This is a genomic window from Pseudomonas sp. USHLN015 (assembly GCF_037153275.1).
Lineage (GTDB): Bacteria > Pseudomonadota > Gammaproteobacteria > Pseudomonadales > Pseudomonadaceae > Metapseudomonas > Metapseudomonas tohonis.
The window spans coordinates 1-20,259 of record NZ_JBBCKP010000021.1 but is presented as its reverse complement, the minus strand read 5'-3'; the positions used below and the strand labels follow the sequence as shown (position 1 = coordinate 20,259).

16 protein-coding genes are annotated in these 20,259 nt (G+C 66.7%); 2 read left to right on the top strand and 14 right to left on the bottom strand.

Features of this window, described 5'->3' with window-relative positions; genetic code table 11:
- Positions 1-13 precede the first annotated feature (13 nt).
- From WFQ67_RS29790 to WFQ67_RS29725, 14 genes are all read right to left on the bottom strand, one after another.
- Complete coding sequence (locus WFQ67_RS29790; protein ID WP_244862957.1) at positions 14-505, bottom strand: BRO-N domain-containing protein; 492 nt, start codon at positions 503-505, stop codon at positions 14-16.
- Between the two features lie 593 nt (positions 506-1,098).
- Complete coding sequence (locus tag WFQ67_RS29785; RefSeq protein WP_337058972.1) at positions 1,099-3,057, bottom strand: DUF7844 domain-containing protein; 1,959 nt, start codon at positions 3,055-3,057, stop codon at positions 1,099-1,101.
- 31 nt (positions 3,058-3,088) lie between these two features.
- On the bottom strand, positions 3,089-3,409 hold the full coding sequence (locus WFQ67_RS29780; RefSeq protein ID WP_173178206.1) for a DUF2388 domain-containing protein: 321 nt from the start codon (positions 3,407-3,409) through the stop codon (positions 3,089-3,091).
- 182 nt (positions 3,410-3,591) lie between these two features.
- Positions 3,592-3,909, bottom strand: a complete 318-nt coding sequence (locus WFQ67_RS29775; protein ID WP_213627281.1) for a DUF2388 domain-containing protein — start codon at positions 3,907-3,909, stop codon at positions 3,592-3,594.
- Positions 3,910-4,020: 111 nt separating this feature from the next.
- Complete coding sequence (locus tag WFQ67_RS29770; protein WP_213627279.1) at positions 4,021-4,230, bottom strand: DUF1127 domain-containing protein; 210 nt, start codon at positions 4,228-4,230, stop codon at positions 4,021-4,023.
- Between the two features lie 250 nt (positions 4,231-4,480).
- The gene (locus WFQ67_RS29765; protein WP_111263305.1) at positions 4,481-4,696 is read right to left on the bottom strand and encodes a DUF1127 domain-containing protein; all 216 of its coding nucleotides are present in this window, start codon (positions 4,694-4,696) and stop codon (positions 4,481-4,483) included.
- A 311-nt stretch (positions 4,697-5,007) separates the two neighbouring features.
- Positions 5,008-6,501, bottom strand: coding sequence for an acetyl-CoA hydrolase/transferase family protein (locus WFQ67_RS29760; protein WP_213627277.1), 1,494 nt, complete (start codon positions 6,499-6,501; stop codon positions 5,008-5,010).
- Between the two features lie 274 nt (positions 6,502-6,775).
- Positions 6,776-8,212, bottom strand: a complete 1,437-nt coding sequence (locus WFQ67_RS29755; protein ID WP_173178210.1) for an NAD(P)(+) transhydrogenase (Re/Si-specific) subunit beta — start codon at positions 8,210-8,212, stop codon at positions 6,776-6,778.
- A 2-nt stretch (positions 8,213-8,214) separates the two neighbouring features.
- Positions 8,215-8,529 (bottom strand): NAD(P) transhydrogenase subunit alpha, encoded by a 315-nt coding sequence (locus tag WFQ67_RS29750; RefSeq protein ID WP_021217425.1) that lies wholly within the window; start codon positions 8,527-8,529, stop codon positions 8,215-8,217.
- A gap of 12 nt (positions 8,530-8,541) precedes the next feature.
- Positions 8,542-9,663, bottom strand: a complete 1,122-nt coding sequence (locus tag WFQ67_RS29745) for a Re/Si-specific NAD(P)(+) transhydrogenase subunit alpha (protein ID WP_173178211.1) — start codon at positions 9,661-9,663, stop codon at positions 8,542-8,544.
- Positions 9,664-10,183: 520 nt separating this feature from the next.
- On the bottom strand, positions 10,184-12,742 hold the full coding sequence (locus WFQ67_RS29740) for a LuxR C-terminal-related transcriptional regulator (RefSeq protein ID WP_337058966.1): 2,559 nt from the start codon (positions 12,740-12,742) through the stop codon (positions 10,184-10,186).
- A gap of 165 nt (positions 12,743-12,907) precedes the next feature.
- On the bottom strand, positions 12,908-14,278 hold the full coding sequence (locus WFQ67_RS29735; protein ID WP_043243041.1) for a DUF1329 domain-containing protein: 1,371 nt from the start codon (positions 14,276-14,278) through the stop codon (positions 12,908-12,910).
- A gap of 25 nt (positions 14,279-14,303) precedes the next feature.
- On the bottom strand, positions 14,304-16,070 hold the full coding sequence (locus WFQ67_RS29730) for a DUF1302 domain-containing protein (RefSeq protein ID WP_337058965.1): 1,767 nt from the start codon (positions 16,068-16,070) through the stop codon (positions 14,304-14,306).
- 213 nt (positions 16,071-16,283) lie between these two features.
- On the bottom strand, positions 16,284-17,192 hold the full coding sequence (locus WFQ67_RS29725; RefSeq protein WP_213627267.1) for a LysR family transcriptional regulator: 909 nt from the start codon (positions 17,190-17,192) through the stop codon (positions 16,284-16,286).
- A 184-nt stretch (positions 17,193-17,376) separates the two neighbouring features.
- Here WFQ67_RS29725 and WFQ67_RS29720 point away from each other — a divergent pair, with 184 nt between their 5' ends.
- Together WFQ67_RS29720 and WFQ67_RS29715 are read left to right on the top strand one after the other, a co-directional pair.
- Complete coding sequence (locus tag WFQ67_RS29720; protein ID WP_337058963.1) at positions 17,377-18,558, top strand: acyl-CoA dehydrogenase; 1,182 nt, start codon at positions 17,377-17,379, stop codon at positions 18,556-18,558.
- A 70-nt stretch (positions 18,559-18,628) separates the two neighbouring features.
- Positions 18,629-19,852 carry a CaiB/BaiF CoA transferase family protein gene (locus WFQ67_RS29715; protein WP_337058962.1) on the top strand — a complete coding sequence of 408 codons (1,224 nt, stop codon included), beginning with the start codon at positions 18,629-18,631 and terminating at the stop codon, positions 19,850-19,852.
- The last annotated feature ends 407 nt before the right edge of the window (positions 19,853-20,259 follow it).

The window sequence follows — 20,259 nt, the reverse complement described above, 5'->3', positions numbered from 1 at the left end:
GCGAGCGCCGCCCTCAACTGAGCACGGCGACCCGGGGCAGGTCGGCGTAGGGCACCCACAGCCGCCCCTGCCACTCCAGCACGCTCACCTGATGGCCCTCGCTGACGAGCTGCCGGCGGCGGGGCTGGGCGAGGTCGCCGCGTTCTTCGCTGCGCAGGGTCAGGACCACCTCGTGGGTCAGCCAATGGCGGATGCAGCGGTTCTCCGGGTGGTAGTAGTGGATGAGCGTGGCGTACACGGCGGACTCGCTGATCAGCAGGCCGTGCTCCAGCGCGCCTTCGGCATCGAGGAACCAGGCCCACTGCCATTGATCGGCATCGAGGTTGTTGCGGACCCGCTCCTCCAGCGGGTGCTGCATCAGTCGGCCGAGGTCGCGCACGCTGAACCAGGCCTGGTCGTCGAGCAGGAAGGCACGCAGCTGACGACGGTGGCGGATGAAAATGCGGGGGTAGAGGGTTGGGGTGTCAGGGGACTGTGCCTGATCGGCTTGGGATGACTCCATCATCGAATGGCTCCTGTGAGTTCGTTGAATGCCACCCCTGTTGAGAGGGTGGCCGGGCACTTCAACACCGCTCACAGACGGCCCGCAGATTTCCCCCCGAAGGAGTCTTTTATTGCTGCGCGCTACCCGGCCATGACACTGACCGCCGCGCTGTCGGGGACGGTAGCCGCTGTGAGAGGTGTGTTGAGCACCGGCGGCGACACTAGGGAGCCAAAAGCGCGCAAACAACGGGATCACAGGGGAATCGGATTGTACGGAGGCGATCCAATCCGATTCCTGCACCGTCTTCATCCGGTGGTGTAGGAAAGGGCGTAAAGATGCTTAGTGAGGATGTGGATAAGTCTGGCGACGTAACGACCTGCTGGGCACTGCTTCTGCGTAGGGCGGGTGAAACCCCGAAGGTCCTGTGCACGGAACGCCGGTTCGCACCCGAGCTACGGGGCTCATGCCACGGCGTGGCCGCTCCCCGTAGGGTGGGTAGAGCGGAGCGAAACCCACGCGGATGGTTTTCGGCGCAAGTCATTCCCTATCGGCCTGCGCCTTGATCGTAGGGTGGGCTTCAGCCCACCGGTGGGGCTGGACGTGGGGCAAAGCCGTCAGGGCAGCTCGAGCCCGCCGGCGTCCTTGTGCAGCTGGCGCAGGTGGGCGCTGAGCTGGTCGAGGTTGAGTTGCACGGCGTCCAGCTCGGCGAGGATGCGCGGGTCGATCAGGTGGCGCACTTCGCGGTCGAGGTCGTCGGTGAGGCTGCGCAGCTTCTGCTGGCGGCTGCTGCTCTCGGCCTCCAGGCGCTGCCACTCGCTGGCCTGGGGCAGGCCGTAGCCGCCTTCGAGCATGTCCGCCGGGCGGCTGAGGAAGCCGCTGTTGGCGAGGATCTGCTCCAGGGTGCCGCCGGCCCTGGAGAACTCGGCATTGCCGAGCTTCTCGCGGCTGTCGAGGTAGTGGCGCTTGAGTTCGTCCTGGGCCAGCAGCATCTGCTTGCGCATGGCCGCCTGCTCCAGCAGCAGCAGGGCGGCGCTGGCGCGCAGGTCGGCGTCGGCGATCCAGGGTCGGCGCCGGTCGGCGGGCAGGTCGAGCCAGGTCTCGACATCGGCCTGGGGCAGGGCCAGGCGCTCGCGGGCGATGGCAAACATGGCCTGGTAGCGGTCGCGGAAGGAGTCGAAGCGGTAGCCCAGGCGCAGGGCTTCCTTCGGGTCGCGCAGCGGTTGCGGGTCGGCCACGCCACGCCCTTCGAGCAGGGCCAGCAAACCGTTGGGCATGATGCTGTCGAGATCCGCCAGGCGCGGGTCGGCGGTGCCGCTGCGCAGCAGCTTGAGGGTCTCCACCGCGCAGTTGTTGGAGAGGAACCAGTAGTCGCCGTCGTAGCTCCAGTGCATCTCGGTGGCGCGCTCCACCAGGCGCTCCACCTGGTCGCGGTCGAGCTTGAGCGGCACCGAGGCGAGGCTGCGCATTTCGACCTTGGTGTATTCGTCGATCACCTGGGACAGCGGCAGGACGAACAGGCGCGAGGGGTAGGCGCCGGTGAGGCCGTCCCAGCTGGAGAGCTGCACGTCGCCGACGAAGGCGCGATAGGACAGCACCAGGTGCTGGTCGAGGTCGAGGCGGCAGTCCGGGCCGCGCGGTCGGCCGGGGGCGCAGATGACCAGGCGCAGCATGCTGTGGCCCCAGCGGCTGACCCAGTTGTCGTTGGCTTCGGCGAACAGGTAGTCCACTTCGTAGACCCGCTCGGGGTCGAGACGGCCCAGGGGTTCGCGCCCGAAGTCGCGCCCGGCGTTGAGGTAGGCCAACTCCCCGGCGCACTCGGCCTGCTGCGCGGGGGCCCAGCCGAAATGCTGGCGCAGGTAGCGGTAAAGCGCCGGGCGGCGGCAGGCGAAGGCGGGGTCGAGGAGGAAGTACTCCATGTTCACCGCGACGAACTCGCGCGGGTTGCTCAGCTCGTAGAGATCCGGGCTGCGTGCGACCTGGTGATTCTCCGCCTCGCGGTCACCGCGCCGGCCGACCTGTTGCGGCCAGCCGGCGAGGTCGAGCAGGCGCGGGTCGTCGCTGAGGCTGAAGCGCCGCGCCACCTGCCCCCGGCATTCGCCACGCTGCCCCACCAGGCCGGTGCTGTCGGCCGCCAGGCCACAACGGAACTGCAGGCTGCGCTCGGCCGGGGTACGCCAGCGGGCGCGGTCGTAGAGGTGGGTGAGTTCGTGGAGCACGGTGGCCAGCAGTTCGCGGCGCACGGTGCCGTGTGGGCGGCGGGTTTTTTCCTGCGCGGCGCTGCCATCGGCCAGCTCCGGCAGCAGGGCGCGGTTGAGGTCGAGGGCGTCGATGCGGGTGGCGCGGCCGTAGGCGTTGTCGGGCAGGTCATCGGCCCAGGTGACCTCGACGCGGCGGTCGAGGCGCTGGACGAAGCTCGGTGGCAGGGCGGCGAGGGCTTCATCCAGCAACGCTTGGCTGGCCTGGCGCTGGGGCGCGCTCAGGCCGTCACTGTTCAGGTCCAGTTGCAGCTCGGCCCGAACTGTTGCGCTCGCCAGCAATCCCGCCAGGCAAACCCAGCGCAGGACAGTGGGCAGGCGCACGGCCAAGACGGCGGCCAGGGGGCGATCAGAGCGCGAGGATGGCCTGGGCCAGGGCCTCGTCGCTGGCGTCGCGGGCCTCCGGCAGGCGCTCGCGCAGGGTGCTGAAGGCGGCTTCCAGCTGGACGCCGCGGATGTCGCCTGCGCTGGCGACGAAGCTGGCGGCATCGTCGCGGGCTTCGCGGATCACCTTCATGTCGCGGATCGAGGTGGTGGTATCGGAGGTGAAGTCGATGCTGCGGCCGAAGGCGCGGACGATGATGTTGCTGGTGGCAACCAGGGTCTGTGCCTGGACGGCGCCGGCGACGAGGGTGAGGGCGGTGGCGGCGGCAATCAGCGTGCGACGCATTGGATCTCTCCGAAGGTGAAAACTGTACGGGTCATTGGACGGAAAACCCCTGGCGCAGTTCAAACCGAGCGAAGCGGCGCAGGAGGTTGCCGGGCCCGGGGCGCGGCGGGCGCCAAGGCTAGCGGAATGCGGGGTTCACGGCCAGGGCCGGCAGGCGCGGGGAGCGCCCGCCGGGAGGGGCGTCACAGGGCGAGGATGGCCTGGGCCAGTTGCAGGTCGCTGGCCTGCAGCTGCGGCTGGACGCTGCGGATGTGCACGAGGGCGGCCTCCAGGCGCGCGCCACGGATGTCGCCTGCGCTGGCGACGAAGCTGGCGGCGTCGTCACGGGCGGCGAGGACGAGCTTGTCGTCGCGCAGGGAAGAGGTGACGTCCGAGGTGGCATCGAAGGTGGCGCCGACGGCACCGACGACGGCATCGGTGGTGACCACGAAGCTGGTGGCCGAGGCGCTGGTGGCCAGGGCCAGCAGTGCGGCTGCGCCGAGCAGGCGGGAGAGGGACATGGGAATAACTCCTGTGCGGGACTAAGGGCGCTGCACGCGCAGCGCCCCGTGGCGTAGAGCCTAGCGAAGCGGCGGGAGTCGTTCCAGTGGTGGCACGCGTGGTGTCCGCGCCTAGCGCCAGAAGGGCTTGTCCAGCTCCTGGCTGCGGTCGCACTCGCTGAGCCCGATGTCCGCCAGTTGCTGCGCGTTCAACTGTGCCAGCTGGTAGCGGGTGCGCATGTTGCGCTGCCATTCGGCCACGCGGGCGAACAGGCGGATGGCCAGCGGGGTGCGTTGCAGGGACGGGGCGGCGGGGGCAGGGGAAACGAAGCTGCGTTCCATGGCGGTCTTCCTTCCCGCGTCTGGGCGGGTTCGGGTTATGGGAGACCATGTTCGCGCGCCGGGGCGCTTGGCGGCAGGGACAGCGGGGCGCAATTGTAGGGGGTCAGTGCCCCAACTTGGCCAACTGTACCGGCCCTATCGGGCCGCGCTGTTACGCAGGTTTCCGGGCCCCGAAAAAACGAAACCCGCCGGCGATACCTCTGCGGCGGGTTCTGTCAGGTGTTGCAGTGCGGCTGGCGCCGCTTCGGGCTTAGCGCCAGAAGGGCTTGTTCAGCTCCAGTTCGCGCTGCGCCTCGCTGATGCCGGCATCGGCCAGCAGGCGGGAGTCGAGCATCGCGAGCTGATGGCGGCTGGAGATGCGACGCTGCCACATCAGCAGGGTGGAGATGACGCGCAGCGGCCAGGAGGCCTTGGCGCTGGATTCGGAGGAGCTGAGGATCAGGTCGGAACTGAGGGTACGTTCCATGGTGGCGCTTCCTTCCCGCTTGTGGCGGGGCTAGAGGGGTTTGTCTGGTGCCTATTTTCTGTCCAGAACAAACGACCCAGTAGTCACAGCTGATTGAAATTGTACGGGTAGTACTGAGCAAGCTAACTAACTGTGCCTGCGAAATTTCCATCAGCTGTATTGGTGCCCCGTTGAAACCCTCGGCGAACGACGGGAAACCGGATTTTTCACTGCCGAAGCGAACTTCGGCAGGGATTGGCAGCAGTACAGTTGGCCTTTTACCGGAAGCTGTTTTTTGACCTGTTCGTCAGCAAAACGCCCGCTGTACCGATTCAGCTGGCGATCATGCGCCCGGTTTCTTCCAGGTTGATGTGCCAGTCCATGGCTTCGCGCAGCAGATGGGGGGTGTGCCCGCCCTTGGCGCAGGCGCGCTCGAAGTAGTCGTCCAGTGCGGCGCGGTAATCCGGGTGCACGCAGTGGTCGATGATCGCCCGGGCGCGTTCGCGCGGGGCCAGGCCGCGCAGGTCGGCCAGGCCCTGTTCGGTGACGAGGATGTCGACGTCGTGCTCGGTGTGATCGACATGGCTGACCATGGGCACGACGCTGGAGATGGCGCCGCCCTTGGCGATGGACTTGGTGACGAAGATGGCCAGGTGGGCGTTGCGGGCGAAGTCCCCCGAGCCGCCGATGCCGTTCATCATCTTCGTGCCACCGACGTGGGTGGAGTTGACGTTGCCGTAGATGTCGAACTCCAGGGCGGTGTTGATGCCGATGATGCCCAGGCGCCGCACCACTTCGGGGTGGTTGGAGATCTCCTGCGGGCGCAGCACGAGCTTGTCCTTGTAGCGTTCGAGGTTGCCGAAGACATCGGCGTTGCGGCGCGCGGAGAGGGTGATGGAGCTGCCGGAGGCGAAGCGCAGCTTGCCGGCGTCGATCAGGTCGAAGGTGGAGTCCTGCAGCACCTCGGAGTACATGCTGAGGTTCTGGAAGGGCGAGTCGATCAGCCCGCACATCACGGCGTTGGCGATGCTGCCGATGCCGGCCTGCAGGGGCGCCAGGCTGTTGGACAGGCGCCCGGCCTCCACTTCGCGGGCGAAGAAGCCGATCAGGTGGTCGGCGATGGCCTGGGTCTCGGCATCCGGCGGCAGCACGGTGGAGAGCGAGTCCGGCTGTTCGGTGAAGACGATGGCGGCGATCTTCTCCGGGGGGATCGGGATGGCGGTGGTGCCGATGCGGTCGTCCACGCGGGTCAGGGGGATGGGAGTGCGGGTCGGCCGGTAGGTGGGGATGTAGACGTCGTGCAGGCCTTCGAGGTTGGTGTCGTGGGCCAGGTTGATCTCGACGATCACGCGCTTGGCGAAGATGGCGAAGCTGGCGGAGTTGCCCACGGAGGTGGTGGGCACGATGTGGCCTTCCTCGGTGATGGCCACGGCCTCGATGACGGCGATGTCCGGCAGCTTGAGCTGGTGGTTGCGCAGCTGTTCGACGGTTTCCGACAGGTGCTGGTCGATGAACATGACGCTGCCGTCGTTGATCGCCTTGCGCAGGGTGCTGTCCACCTGGAAGGGCATGCGCCGGGCCAGCACGCCGGCTTCGGTGAGTTGCTTGTCGAGGTCGTTGCCCAGGCTCGCCCCGGTCATCAGGGTGATCTGCAGCGGCTGCTGCCTGGCGCGCTCGGCCAGCGCCCGGGGCACGGCCTTGGCCTCGCCGGCGCGGGTGAAGCCGCTCATGCCGATGGTCATGCCGTCTTCGATGAGGGACGCGGCATCGGCCGCACTCATTACCTTGCCCAGCAGCGAGGGCAGGCGTACGCGATCAGGGTGCATGGGGGAACCTCGGGCAACGGGGGAAACGAGCCGCGCAGTCTAGGGGCTCCGAGGGCCGCCGCCTTCTATACCAAGGTCGAAGACCGGATATGGGGGAGGCAAGCGAGCGGGGCGCGGCCATGGGCATGGGAGCGAATTCATTCGCGATCCGGCGTGGCTCGGTGATGGGTTTCGCTTCGCTCTACCCATCCTGCGGTGTGGCCCTGTGTTCCCTGGTACCTATAAAAGAAAACCCCGGCACTGGGCCGGGGTTTTCGGTGGTGCGGGGCAGGGGTCAGTCGACCGCCTTGACCATGTCTTCGATGACCTTCTTGGCGTCGCCGAAGACCATCATGGTCTTGTCGAGGTAGAACAGTTCGTTGTCCAGGCCGGCGTAGCCGCTGGCCATCGAGCGCTTGTTGACGATCACGGTCTTGGCCTTGTAGGCCTCGAGGATCGGCATGCCGGCGATCGGCGACTTCGGATCGTTCTTCGCGGCCGGGTTGACCACGTCGTTGGCGCCGAGCACCAGGACCACGTCGGCCTGGCCGAACTCGGAGTTGATGTCTTCCATCTCGAACACCTGCTCGTAAGGCACTTCGGCCTCGGCCAGCAGGACGTTCATGTGGCCCGGCATACGGCCGGCGACCGGGTGGATCGCGTACTTCACGGTCACGCCACGGTGGGTCAGCTTCTCGGCCAGCTCCATCAGCGCGTGCTGGGCACGGGCCACCGCCAGGCCGTAGCCGGGGACGATGATGACGGTGTCGGCGTTGGTCAGCAGGAAGGCCGCGTCGTCGGAGGAGCCCGACTTCACAGGGCGCTGTTCCTTGCTGCCGGTGGCGGCGCCGGCATCCGCATCGGCACCGAAGCCGCCGAGGATGACGTTGAAGAACGAGCGGTTCATCGCCTTGCACATGATGTAGGAGAGGATCGCGCCCGAGGAGCCCACCAGCGAACCGGCGATGATCAGCATCGAGTTGTTCAGCGAGAAGCCGATACCGGCCGCCGCCCAGCCCGAGTAGCTGTTGAGCATCGACACCACCACCGGCATGTCGGCGCCACCGATCGGGATGATGATCAGCACGCCGATGACGAAGGCCAGGGCCACCAGCAGGGCGAAGGCTCGGATGTCACCGGTGAAGGTGAAGTACAGGCCCAGGCCGAGGATCGCCAGGCCGACCGCCAGGTTGACCATGTGCTGGCCCTTGAACACCACCGGGGCACCCTGGAACAGGCGGAACTTGTACTTGCCCGAGAGCTTGCCGAAAGCGATCACCGAACCGGAGAAGGTGATGGCACCGATGGCTGCGCCAAGGAACAGTTCCAGGCGGTTGCCTTTCGGAATGGCGTCGCCCAGTGCGGCGACGATACCCAGGGACTGGGGCTCGACGACGGCGGCGATGGCGATGAACACGGCGGCCAGGCCGATCATGCTGTGCATGAAGGCGACCAGCTCCGGCATCTTGGTCATTTCGACGCGCTTGGCCATGACCGAGCCGGCGGTGCCGCCGACCAGCAGGCCGACGATGACGTAGCCGATGCCCTGGGTGGCGAGCTCAGCGCCGAGCTTGTAGATCAGGCCGACGGTGGTGAACACCGCGATGGCCATGCCGATCATGCCGAACAGGTTGCCGCGACGGGACGTGGTCGGGTGCGACAGGCCCTTCAGTGCCTGGATGAAGCACACCGAGGCGACGAGGTAGAGAACAGTGATCAGGTTCATGCTCATGGTCAGTGCTTCTCCGCCGACGCCTTGGGCGCTTTCTTCTTGAACATTTCCAGCATGCGTCGGGTGACCAGGAAGCCACCAAAGACGTTGACCGCGGCCAGGGCCACGGCCAGGGTGCCCATGGCCTTGCCCAGCGGGGTGACGGTGAGGGCGGCGGCCAGCATGGCGCCGACGATCACGATCGCGGAGATGGCGTTGGTCACGGCCATCAGCGGGGTGTGCAGGGCGGGGGTCACGTTCCAGACCACGTGGTAGCCGACGTAGATCGCCAGCACGAAGATGATCAGGTTGTAGATGCCGTCAGAAATCATATCCATGTCCGCTGCCCCTTAGCCGTTGGTGCGGACGACTTGCCCGTCGCGGCACATCAGGCACGCGGCGACGATGTCGTCTTCGAGGTTGACGTGGAACTGGCCGTCCTTGTCGATGACCAGCTTGAGGAAGTCCAGCAGGTTGCGCGCATAGAGGGCCGAGGCATCCGCCGGCACCAGGGCCGCCAGGTTGCTGTAGCCGACGATGGTGACGCCGTGCTTGACCACCACCTGCTCGGCTTCGGTCAGCGGGCAGTTGCCGCCCTGTGCCGCCGCCAGGTCGATGACCACGGAGCCCGGCTTCATCTCGGCGACGGTCGCCTCGTGCAGCAGGGTCGGTGCCTTGCGGCCCGGAATCAGCGCGGTGGTGATGACAATGTCGGCCTGCTTGGCGCGCTCGTGCACGGCCTTGGCCTGGCGCTCCATCCAGGAGGCCGGCATCGGGCGGGCGTAACCGCCGACACCCTGGGCGCATTCGCGCTCTTCATCGGTCTCGAAGGGCACGTCGACGAACTTGGCGCCGAGGGATTCGATCTGCTCCTTCACTGCGGGGCGTACGTCGGAGGCTTCGATCACCGCACCCAGGCGCTTGGCCGTGGCAATGGCCTGCAGGCCGGCGACACCGGCACCGAGGATGAGGATGCGTGCGGCTTTGACGGTGCCGGCGGCGGTCATCAGCATCGGCATGAAGCGCGGGTAGTGATGCGCGGCCAGCAGCACGGACTTGTAGCCGGCGATGTTGGCCTGGGACGACAGCACGTCGAGGCTCTGGGCGCGGGAGGTGCGCGGCGCCGCTTCGAGGGCGAAGGCGGTGATGCCACGGGCATTCATGCGCGCGATGGTCTCGTTGCTGAACGGGTTGAGCATGCCGACCAGCACGGCGCCGGCCTTCATGAGGGCCAGTTCGGCGTCGGACGGGGCGACGACTTTCAGCACCAGGTCGGCACCGAAGGCGGCGGCGTCGCTGCCGAGGGTGGCGCCGACGGCTTCATAGGCCGCGTCGGTGATGCTGGCGCTGACGCCGGCACCGCTCTGGACGGTGACCTGATGGCCTTGGCCGATCAGTTTCTTGATGGTCTCGGGAGTCGCGGCTACCCGCGTTTCACCGGCCAGGGTTTCGAGAGGAACACCGATGTGCACGTAAATTCTCCTGCGTGATCGTTGTGATTGACCAGCGCACTACGTTGGCGCTCTGGCGGGGGCGGATCAGCACAAAACCGCTCGGTGCACTGGGTGCTGACCGGCGGGCGCGGCATTTTGCAGGCGAACCGCGAGTGCTTCAAGAAGTTCTGAAGTCAAACGCGGCAGTAACTACAAGTCACCAATTGACCGGGAAAACGGCCATTTGATTCAAAGTGCCGTCCGGACTGGCTGCGCAGCCTATCCGGGGGCCCTGTGGGCGGGGAATGACATCCCTGACATGAATGGATGTCCATCAGGCCATGCCCGACCCACTGGGAGGCCGCGACATCCTGCCGTCATTGGCGGCGCGACTGTTAGTCAGCGTTTTTTATAGTTGCCATAAGTGTCTGGAAAACGGGGCTTCTGTAGCTTTGATGAATATTTGACTACAGGGTCAAATATCGCCGAAAAGCCCGTCCCAGAGGGGGAAGTGCAGGAAGGGCGGGCGCGCCCTGTGGTGGATTGTCGCGGTTGCGCCTCAAACCAGCAGGCCGAGGCTCTTGGCGCGCATCACTGCCTGGGTGCGGCGCTTCACGCCGAGCTTGCTGTTGATCTTCTTGGTGTGGGTTTTCACCGTGTTCACCGAGATGAACAGGTAGCTGCCGATCTCCTGGTTGGAGAAACCCTCGGCGAGCAGCTGCAGGACCGAGCGTTCGCGCTGGCTGAGCAGGTTGCTGTGGTCGCCCGTGCCCGCCGTGCCGCTGCGCTCGCCGGGTTGGCCGGCGGCGGGCCACTCCTGCAGCAGGCCCTGCATGCCGAGGTGGGCGGCCTGTTGGCGAGCCTCGCGCTCCAGGTTGGCGGCATCCCCCTGGCCGAGCCAGCGGGCCGCCTCGGCCAGCGCCAGGCCGACTTCGCAGGCCAGCGGTCGGTACTGGAGGAATTCGCAGCGCTGCAGCAGTGGGCGCAGCATCGCCTCGGCCTGTTCGGCGCGGCCCGCCGCCAGGTGCCCGCGGGCCAGCAGGAGCAGGTTGCGCAACGGCAGGGTGGGGTAGTCCAGCGGTGGCATCCAGGGGCTGTCGCCCTCGAAGTAGCGCTGGATGCGCAGGCCCACGGGCTCGACGCGGTCCCAGCGCTGCTGCCGGGCGAGCACGCGCATGCTCTGCAGGCTGAGCACGCCGTTGAAGGACAGGCGCCAGACCTGGCGGCAATGCATTTCCCGTTCGGCATCACGCAGGTGGACGAAGGCCTGGTCGAACTCGCCGCGCCGCGAGCGGAGTTCGGCAAGGCCGAGGTAGCCGTGCAGGGCGAAGGGGTCGGCGCATTCCAGGGCCTGTTCCAGGCCGATGCGCAGTTCCGTCTCGGCGTCGTCGAGGCGGCCGTGGATCAGGTGCAGTTCGCCCTGGATCAGGTGCAGGCGGCCGAGCAGCAGGCCGTCCACCGCCTTGCGCTGGCCGATCAGGGCGAAGCTCTGGGTGACCAGCCCCTGGGCGCGGGCGAACTCGCCGCGCAGCAGCAGCAGGCGGGTGCGGTCGAGGTTGATCAGGGTTTCGAACAGCAGGCTGCCCTGGCGCCGGGCGATCTCCAGGGCGTCGTGCAGGCGCACCGGGGCGAGGTCGGGCTGGCCGCTGGCCATGGCGATGCGGGCGAGGGCGGAGTGGCACAGCAGGATCGGCATCCAGTCCCGCTCGGGCAGGTGCTCCAGGGCTTGCTGGCAGTGCAGCGCGGCGTCCTGACCGGGGCGGCCGCGCAGGGCTCCGAGCACGCCGTGCAGGGCCTGCCAGTTGGCCAGCAGCTTGCGGTTGCGGCGGGCATCGGCCTGGGGCAGGAAGCGGCCGAGCTTGTGGATGCAGTCCTCGGCTTCGTCCAGGCGCCAGGCCAGCAAGAGCGCCCAGGCGTTGAGGGTGAGCAGGCGCGGCGTGCTCTCCAGCAGCAGGGCCGGGAGTCGGCCGCGCCAGGCGAGCAGGTGGGCGAGGTGCTGCTCGCCGGTGAGCCATTCCTGGCCGAGGTGTTCGAGGTAGTTGGCGGCGACTTCCGGTTGCCCGGCGCAAAGCGCTTGTTCGATGGCGTCTTCCACCTGGCCGGCGGCGATGAACACCCGGCACGCAGCCAGGTGCAGGTGGGCCGCGGCGGTGGCCGAGATGCGGTTGCGCAGGACCTTGGCCACCGCGGGCAGCACGCGGTACCAGTGGCCGTCCTCGTCCAGCGGCATGCAGAAGGCCTGGCGGGCGAGCAGGCGCGAGAACAGTTCGGCGCCGTCGCTTTCCTCCCACAGCTGGCGGCACAGTTCGGCGGAGACCTTGGGCAGGTGGACCAGCGCGAACAGGCAGCGGGCTTCCTCGTCACCCAGGCGCGCGAGCAGTTCGTGGTCGAGGTATTCCTTCAGCCAGCAATGGCTGGCGGCGGCAGCGGTGCCGGGGCCGTGCGGGTGATTGCGGCTGGACAGCTGCAGGCGGGCGCCGGCGCACCAGCCTTCGCTCTCCTGCCAGAGTTCCTCGCGCTGGGCGTCGCTGGCCTGGGGAGCGAGCTGGTCGACCAGGCGCTCCAGTTCGTCGCGGGTCAGGGCCAGGTGGGTGGCGTCCAGTTCCTGCAGTTCGCCGGCCAGCAGCAGGCGTGGCAGGTTCCAGTCCGGCCGCTGGCGGGCGCTGACCAGCAGCTGCAGGTTGGGCAGGGCGCGGGCGAGCAGTTGGTCGATGCAGGCATCGAGTGCTGCCGGGGGCTGGCTCGGGTAGTCGTCGAGCACGAGCCACAGCGGCTTGCCGCCGCCATCGAGCAGTTGCAGCAGGGCGAGCGGCGCGGGCAGGTCGGGGACCGGGCGCTGCAGGGCGCCGGCGATCTGCGCGATCAGCTGCTCGGGGTGCAGTGGCTGGCCGGCGAGGTTGAGCCAGAGCACCTGGCCGGGGTCGCGCAGGCCCAGCAGCAATTCGCTGAACAGCACGCTCTTGCCGAAGCCGGCCGGGGCGCAGAGCAGGCGCAGCCGGCTCTGTTCGGCGAGCAGGCGTTCGGTCAGCCGGGGGCGCGGCACATGGGCCGGCGGCAGGCGCGGGATGCTGGAGTGAGGGGCGCGAACGGACGGAACGCCGGAGCTGCTGCGGGGCATGGCGGTTCTCGCGGATGTTGTTGTTATGGGATGAACCGTGGTCATTGAGACTAGACCCAAGGCAGCGGCAGGTGAAGCGCTATGGCCGCGAATGATTGTGCGCCATAACGCAGCCCCGGAACGCGCGCGCCCCGGACATGCCGGGGCGCGGGTGGAGCGGGTGGATCAGCGGATGCCGGCGTTGCGCAGGGCGGCCGGGGTGTAGTCGGCGCCGCTGGCCTTGAAGCCGAATTCGGTGCCGTGTTTCTCCTCGTTCTTCAGGCCCAGGGCGATGTAGCGGCCGGCGATGATGTCGTACAGGGCCTCCAGGGTGTAGCCGGAGACCTGCTGGCCGTAGTGGTACTCGGCGTGGCCTTCGCCGACGCGCCACAGCTGGCCGCGACCGTCGTAGTGATCCACCAGGGCGACCTGCCAGCTGTCTTCATCGATGTACATGTGGCGCTTGGCGTAGATGTGGCGTTCGCCGGATTTCAGCGTGGCCTCGACTTCCCAGACACGGTGCAGCTCGTAGCGGGTCAGGTCCTGGTTGATGTGGCCGGCCTGGACGATGTCCTTGTACTTGAGGGAGGTGGAGTCGAGCTTGTAGCTGTTGTAGGGGATGTACATCTCCTTCTTGCCGATGAGCTTCCAGTCGTAGCGGTCGGGCGCGCCGGAGAACATGTCGAAGTTGTCGGCGGTGCGCATGCCGTCGGCGGCGGTGCCGGGGCCGTCGTAGGCGACCTGCGGCGCCCGGCGCACGCGACGCTGGCCGGCGTTGTAGATCCACGCCAGGCGCGGCTCCTTGACCTGGTCGATGGTCTCGTGGACCAGCAGCACGTTGCCGGCGAGGCGCGAGGGCGCGAGGACCCGCTGCTTGAAGTAGAGGAGGATGTTGGCGGCCTTGTCCTGGTCGAGGTCGCTCATGTCGCCGGGGAAGGCGACTTCGTCCTGGAACTGCACCGGGGAGAAGGAGCCGTTGGTCTGCGGGGTGACCTGCACCACCAGGCGCCGGGCGTTGCCGCCGCGGTAGCGGGTGATGTGGTTCCACAGCACCTGGACGCCGTCCTTGGGAATCGGGAAGGCGTAGTAGTGGCTGGCGGCGAAGTTGGACAGGCCGTTGCCGCCGTCCACCGGCTGGGTGTTGAGGGCGCTCTGCTTGGCGGCGGCGTAGATGGCGTCCGGCGCGGCGGCGGTGCGGTGGGTGGTGTAGACCGGGATCTTGTAGGTCTCGGGGTAGCGCTTGAACATCGCCAGCTGGCCTTCGGAGAGCTTGTCCTTGTACTGCGCGGCGTTGGCGGCGGTGATGGTGAACAGCGGCTTCTCGCTGGCGAAGGGGTCGGCGAGGAAGCCGTTGGCGTCGATGGCGGCCGCGTTCTTGGGCAGGCCCCCGGTCCATTCGGGGATGCTGCCATCGGCATTGCCGGCCTTCTCGGCGCCCAGCGGGGTGAGGCTGGTGCCGAGCTTGGCGGCCTCGTCGGGCGATACCGCGGCCATCACGGTGGCGGCCAGCAGGCTGAGGGCCAGCACACCGCCTTGCAGGATTCTTGTGGTTCTCATTGTGCGAGTCCTATGCGGTCGTTGATCAGAAGTTCAGGCCGAAACTGAGGGCGATGAAGTCGCGGTCAGTGGTGGTGTTGTAGTGGCCGCCGAAGAAGTCGGTGTAGCTGAGGCTGGCGGTGTAGGTGTTCTGGTATTCGGCGTTGAGGCCGAGGCTGATGGCCTTGCTGCCTTCGTTGAAGTTGGGGCCGTAGCCATCCACGTCATGGGACCAGGCGAGGCTGGGGGTGAGGTTGATGCCGGCGAAGACGTTGCTGTAGTCCAGGGCGGCGCGGGCGCGGTAGCCCCAGGAGCTGCTGGTGTAGAAGCCCTTGTCGTTGCACTCGCGCTGGGCCGGGCTGGTGGCGGTGAGCGCCAGGCAGGTGGCTTGCGAGGAGAGCTGGCCGGGGCCGTAGATCGGGTCGCGGCCGTAGCGCAGCGAGCCCATGTCGTCGTCGAGGCCGCCGATGTGGTTGTAGCCGACCTCGGCCACCAGGGTCAGGCGGCTGGCGCCCATGACCTGGTCGACGAACTGGGTGGCGGTGACCTGGGCCTGGGTGACGGGCTTGCGCTCGTAGCCGTGGAGGATGGCGCCGGCGGTGTTGCTGCCGTGGCCGCTTTCGAAGATCGGCGAGGAGGGGACGGCCAGGGCGGCGAAGGACAGGTCGGTGCTGTTGAGCTGCAGCGGCATGTTGGGGCGGAAGCTGAGCTCGCCGGCGACCGAGGTGCCTTCGATGTTGGTCTGGAAGCTCACGCCGTAGAGGCGGATGTCCTCGGGGTATTCGATGAAGTAGCGGGCACCCGGCGCGCCGGGGATGACCGCCAGGCTCGGGGTGGTGGTGCGGATGGTGCTGAACACCGGCCCGCGGCTGTGGTAGTTCATCGCATAGGCACCGAACTCGGTGTCGTTGAACTCCGGCACGAACCAGCGCAGGGCGACGCCGAACTGGCCGCTGTCGCGGGCGTCCTTGTCGCCGGCGCGGGGGATGTAGAGGGTGGCGCCGGTGTTGGTGGAGACGCCGGGCGGCAGGTCGGGGCCGTTGACGACGAGGCGGTCGGTGCAGCCGTCGGCGACCACGTCGGAGGTGGAGAAGAAGGTGCCGCAGTTGTCGGCGACCGTCTGGTCCCACTCCAGCTGGTAGAAGGCTTCGGCCGAGAGGCTGTCGGTCAGGCTCTGGGAGACGTAGATCATGTTGACCGGGATGAGGCCTTCCTTGATCTCGGCGCCGGGACGGCGGAAGGCGGCGACGTCGATGGGGTTGATGCTGTTGATCGAGTTGCCGATGAAGGTGCTCTCGCCCCAGCTCACCACCTGCTTGCCGACGCGTACGCTGCCGGGCAGGTCGCCCAGGTTGTAGTTGTGGTAGATGAAGGCATCGAGGATCTGCGCGCCCGAGGACTTGGCGCCCTCTTTGCGGTTGTGGTCGTCGATGTCGTAGAACTCGCGGTGCTCGTCCTTCAGCTCGAAGTCGTACCAGTACTTGCCGCGGATGAAGACGCCGGTGTCGCCGTACTTCAGTTCGAGGTCATGGATGCCCTTGAAGATCTTCGAGAAGGTCTCGCCCTTCTTGAAGTTGAGGCGGCCGTCGTCGGAGGTGCGCGAGAGCGCTTCGCCACCGCTGGCGACGGAGATGAATTCCGGGTCCGGCGCGCGGGTGCCCCAGCTCGCGCCGACCGACAGCGATGAGTCGAACTGCGCTTCTATCTCCCCGATGTTGAAGGTGACGGCGAACGAGGGGGCGGTGAATCCCAGTGCCACGGCGGCGGCCAGCGCGTGCGGCCGGAAGATTCCGCGCATTGTTCTTGTTGTCATGCGGCTCTCCAGTGAAGGATGAAGGAGGCCTCATGCTAATCAGCCGAAAGTCTGCCCATAACTGCCTGAACGGGCGATTTCACCCATCACCCGGGTGGGTGATGCCATCGCCCGCGCGGGCCTGTGCGGGGGCTTTTCAGGGCGACGAAGGGCGGGCGGGGCGATACGGCCTGGCGGGCTGCTACTTTGCGTGACAGTGGCGGGCGTGTGGACTCAGTCCTGGCCGGCCTGCTGGCGGTAGAGGCGCGCGGCTTCCACCAGCCAGTCGCGGAAGGCGCCCAGGGCGGCGGATTCGACCTTGCGCTCGGGGATGATCAGGTAATAGGCCTTGTCGCTGCGGAAGCTGTGGTCCAGCGCGGTGACCAGGCTGCCGTCGGCCAGTTCGCGCTGGATGAGGAAGGGCGGGATGAGGGCGATGCCCATCTCGTGGGTGGCGGCCTGGGCGAGCATGGAGAAGAGTTCGTAGCGCGGGCCGCTCATGTCACGCGGGACATTGAGGCCGAGGGAGCCGAACCACTGGCGCCAGGCGTAGGGGCGGGTGGTCTGTTGCAGCAACGGGAGGCCGGCGATCTCGCTGGCGCTGAGGCGCGTGCGGCCGCCGAGCAGGCGCGGGCTGCACACCGGCACCGAGTGCTCGTGCATGAGGAAGTGGGATTCGGTGCCCGACCAGTCGGCGTCACCGAAGTAGAGCGCGGCATCGAAGGCGGTGTCGGCGAAGAGGAAGGGGCGGGTGCGGTTGGTGAGGTTGACCGTCACTTCCGGGTGCAGGCGCTGGAAGTCGGCCAGCCGGGGGACCAGCCACTGGGTGCCGAAGGTGGGCACCACGGCCAGCTCGATGGCCATGGCGCCCTGCTGGCCCATCACGGCGAGGGTGTCGCGCTCCACGGCATCCAGCTGGGTGGCGATGCGCCGGGAGTAGGCGAGGCCGGCTTCGGTGAGCTTCACGCCACGGCGCGAGCGGCGGAACAGTTCCAGGCCGAGGAATTCCTCCAGCCCGCCGATCTGCCGGCAGATGGCGCTCTGGGTCAGGGCCAGTTCTTCGGCGGCCTTGGTGAAGCTCTGGTGCCGCGCGGCGGATTCGAAGGCGATCAAGGCACTGGTGCTGGGGATCTTGCGGCGCATGCTGTACCTCTGCCTCACAATTGAGTGGCGTAAACGGCGGCTTGTGCGATTTCGGAGTGAGAAATTAGCACAAGAGGGTGCAAAATCCTCGTTTGCCCCTGGCGGCCGGCACTGTCTAGGATGAATGCATACGACAAGACGGGCGCGACCCGTTCCGCATCCACCGCATACCGAGGATTCCTTCATGGCTGCCAAAGCTGCTTTCAACTGGATCGACCCGCTGCTGCTGGACCAGCAACTGACGGAAGAGGAGCGCATGGTGCGCGACAGCGCCGAGCAGTTCGCCCAGGACAAGCTGGCGCCTCGTGTGCTGGAAGCCTTCCGTCATGAAAAGACCGATCCGGCGATCTTCCGCGAGATGGGTGAGGTCGGCCTGCTGGGCGCGACCATCCCGGCGGAGTACGGCGGCAGCGGCCTGAACTATGTGTGCTATGGGCTGATCGCCCGCGAGGTGGAGCGCGTCGACTCCGGCTATCGCTCGATGATGAGCGTGCAGTCGTCCCTGGTGATGGTGCCGATCAACGAATTCGGCAGCGAGGCGCAGAAGCAGAAGTACCTGCCGAAGCTGGCCAGCGGCGAGTGGATCGGCTGCTTCGGCCTGACCGAGCCGAACCACGGTTCCGACCCGGGCTCGATGATCACCCGCGCGCGCAAGGTGGAGGGCGGCTACCGCCTGACCGGCAGCAAGATGTGGATCACCAACAGCCCGATCGCCGATGTCTTCGTGGTCTGGGGCAAGGACGATGCCGGCGATATCCGCGGCTTCGTGCTGGAGAAGGGCTGGGAAGGCCTGAGCGCACCGGCCATCCACGGCAAGGTGGGCCTGCGGGCGTCCATCACCGGTGAGATCGTGATGGATAACGTGTTCGTCCCCGAGGAGAACATCTTCCCCGAGGTGCGTGGCCTGAAGGGGCCGTTCACCTGCCTGAACTCCGCCCGCTATGGCATTTCCTGGGGCGCCCTGGGTGCCGCCGAGTTCTGCTGGCACACCGCGCGCCAGTATGTGCTGGACCGTCACCAGTTCGGTCGTCCGCTGGCGGCCAACCAACTGATCCAGAAGAAGCTGGCCGATATGCAGACCGAGATCACCCTGGCGCTGCAGGGTTGCCTGCGCTTGGGTCGCATGAAGGATGAAGGCACCGCTGCGGTGGAGATCACTTCGATCATGAAGCGCAACAGCTGCGGCAAGGCGCTGGACATCGCCCGCCTGGCCCGCGACATGCTGGGCGGCAACGGGATTTCCGACGAGTTCGGCATCGCCCGTCACCTGGTGAACCTGGAGGTGGTCAACACCTACGAGGGGACCCACGACGTGCATGCGCTGATCCTCGGTCGCGCGCAGACCGGTATCCAGGCGTTCTTCTGATCCGGAGTTGCCACTCCCTCTATATATAGAGGGGGTGGTGCCTGTCCTTCCTTCTCCTTTGGGTGATTCCATGGCCGGTGCCCTTTCGCATATCCGCGTGCTCGATCTTTCCCGTGTGCTGGCCGGGCCCTGGGCCGGGCAGATACTCGCCGACCTCGGTGCCGAGGTGATCAAGGTCGAGCGACCGGGGGCCGGGGACGACACCCGCTCCTGGGGCCCGCCCTATCTGAAGGACGCCGATGGCCGGGATACCAGCGAGGCGGCGTACTTCCTTTCCGCGAACCGCAACAAGCAGTCGGTGACCATCGATTTCACCCAGGCCGAGGGGCAGGCGCTGGTGCGCAAGCTGGCGGCGGAGTCGGACATCCTCATCGAGAACTTCAAGGTGGGTGGGCTGGCGGCCTATGGGCTGGACTACGAATCCCTGAAGGCGATCAATCCGCGCCTTATCTATTGCTCCATCACCGGCTTCGGCCAGTTCGGGCCCTACGCCAAGCGCGCGGGTTACGACTTCATGATCCAGGGGCTGGGTGGGCTGATGAGCCTGACCGGGCGTTCGGATGCCGAGGAGGGAGCCGGGCCGGTGAAGGTGGGGGTGGCGCTGACCGATATCCTCACGGGGCTGTATTCCTCCGTCGCCATCCTCGCTGCGTTGACCGCGCGCGGGACGACCGGGCGTGGGCAGCACATCGACATGGCGCTGCTGGACGTGCAGGTGGCTTGCCTGGCGAACCAGGCGATGAACTACCTCACCACGGGGAACGCACCTCGCCGGCTGGGCAATGCGCATCCCAACATCGTGCCGTATCAGGACTTCCCCACCGCGGATGGGGATTTCATCCTAACCGTTGGCAACGATGGGCAGTTCCGCAAGTTCTGCGAGGTCGCCGGCCACCGGGAGTGGGCCGACGACCCGCGTTTTTCTTCCAACAAGGCGCGGGTGGCGAATCGTGCCGAGCTGATCCCGCTGATCCGCCAGGCGACCGTGTTCAAGACGACGGCCGAGTGGGTAGCGGCGCTGGAGGAGGTCGGTGTGCCCTGCGGGCCGATCAACGACCTGGCGGCGGTGTTCGAGGATCCCCAGGTGCTGGCTCGTGGGCTGAAGGTGGAACTCCCTCACGCGCTCTCGGGGCTGGTTGCCCAGGTGGCGAGCCCGCTGCGTCTTTCCGACACCCCCGTGGAATACCGCCTTGCGCCACCGCGCCTGGGTGAGCACACCGACGAGGTGCTGGCACGCGTGCTGGGGCTGGGCAGTGATGCCATCGCCGCACTGCGTGGGCAGCAGGTGATCTGATCCCTCTATATATAGAGGCGAGTGGCTGATTCCTGACCATTCGAACAATAGATTCGGCTTTTTTCGAATAGGGGGTTTACACCTGTCCTCGCTCATGTAGAATGCGCGCCTCGCTGAAGCGGAAAGCTCTGCTGAAGCGAGTAAGTTGTTGAAAAGAAAAGAAATTTTCAAAAAACAACTTGACGCAGTACCGGGGTGATGTAGAATGCGCCCCTCGCTGAAGAAGACGAAGTCAACTGAAGCGCTAAGTTGTTGAGTAGAAAGAAAAAATTCTTCGAAAAACAGCTTGACAGAAAGAAAGGCTGCTGTAGAATGCGCGGCCTCGGTTGAGACGAAAGACTTGATCGAAATTGCTCTTTAACAACTTGAATCAAGCAATTCGTGTGGGTGCTTGTGATGTAAGACTG

Coding starts and splice junctions, on each gene's coding strand:
- WFQ67_RS29750 (WP_021217425.1), bottom strand. CDS start 8,529: ATGGATATGATTTCTGACGGCATCTACAACCTGATCATCTTCGTGCTG.
- WFQ67_RS29720 (WP_337058963.1), top strand. CDS start 17,377: ATGGCTGCCAAAGCTGCTTTCAACTGGATCGACCCGCTGCTGCTGGAC.
- WFQ67_RS29725 (WP_213627267.1), bottom strand. CDS start 17,192: ATGCGCCGCAAGATCCCCAGCACCAGTGCCTTGATCGCCTTCGAATCC.
- WFQ67_RS29790 (WP_244862957.1), bottom strand. CDS start 505: ATGATGGAGTCATCCCAAGCCGATCAGGCACAGTCCCCTGACACCCCA.
- WFQ67_RS29760 (WP_213627277.1), bottom strand. CDS start 6,501: ATGCACCCTGATCGCGTACGCCTGCCCTCGCTGCTGGGCAAGGTAATG.
- WFQ67_RS29770 (WP_213627279.1), bottom strand. CDS start 4,230: ATGGAACGCAGCTTCGTTTCCCCTGCCCCCGCCGCCCCGTCCCTGCAA.
- WFQ67_RS29780 (WP_173178206.1), bottom strand. CDS start 3,409: ATGCGTCGCACGCTGATTGCCGCCGCCACCGCCCTCACCCTCGTCGCC.
- WFQ67_RS29740 (WP_337058966.1), bottom strand. CDS start 12,742: ATGCCCCGCAGCAGCTCCGGCGTTCCGTCCGTTCGCGCCCCTCACTCC.
- WFQ67_RS29765 (WP_111263305.1), bottom strand. CDS start 4,696: ATGGAACGTACCCTCAGTTCCGACCTGATCCTCAGCTCCTCCGAATCC.
- WFQ67_RS29775 (WP_213627281.1), bottom strand. CDS start 3,909: ATGTCCCTCTCCCGCCTGCTCGGCGCAGCCGCACTGCTGGCCCTGGCC.
- WFQ67_RS29735 (WP_043243041.1), bottom strand. CDS start 14,278: ATGAGAACCACAAGAATCCTGCAAGGCGGTGTGCTGGCCCTCAGCCTG.
- WFQ67_RS29730 (WP_337058965.1), bottom strand. CDS start 16,070: ATGACAACAAGAACAATGCGCGGAATCTTCCGGCCGCACGCGCTGGCC.
- WFQ67_RS29715 (WP_337058962.1), top strand. CDS start 18,629: ATGGCCGGTGCCCTTTCGCATATCCGCGTGCTCGATCTTTCCCGTGTG.
- WFQ67_RS29755 (WP_173178210.1), bottom strand. CDS start 8,212: ATGAGCATGAACCTGATCACTGTTCTCTACCTCGTCGCCTCGGTGTGC.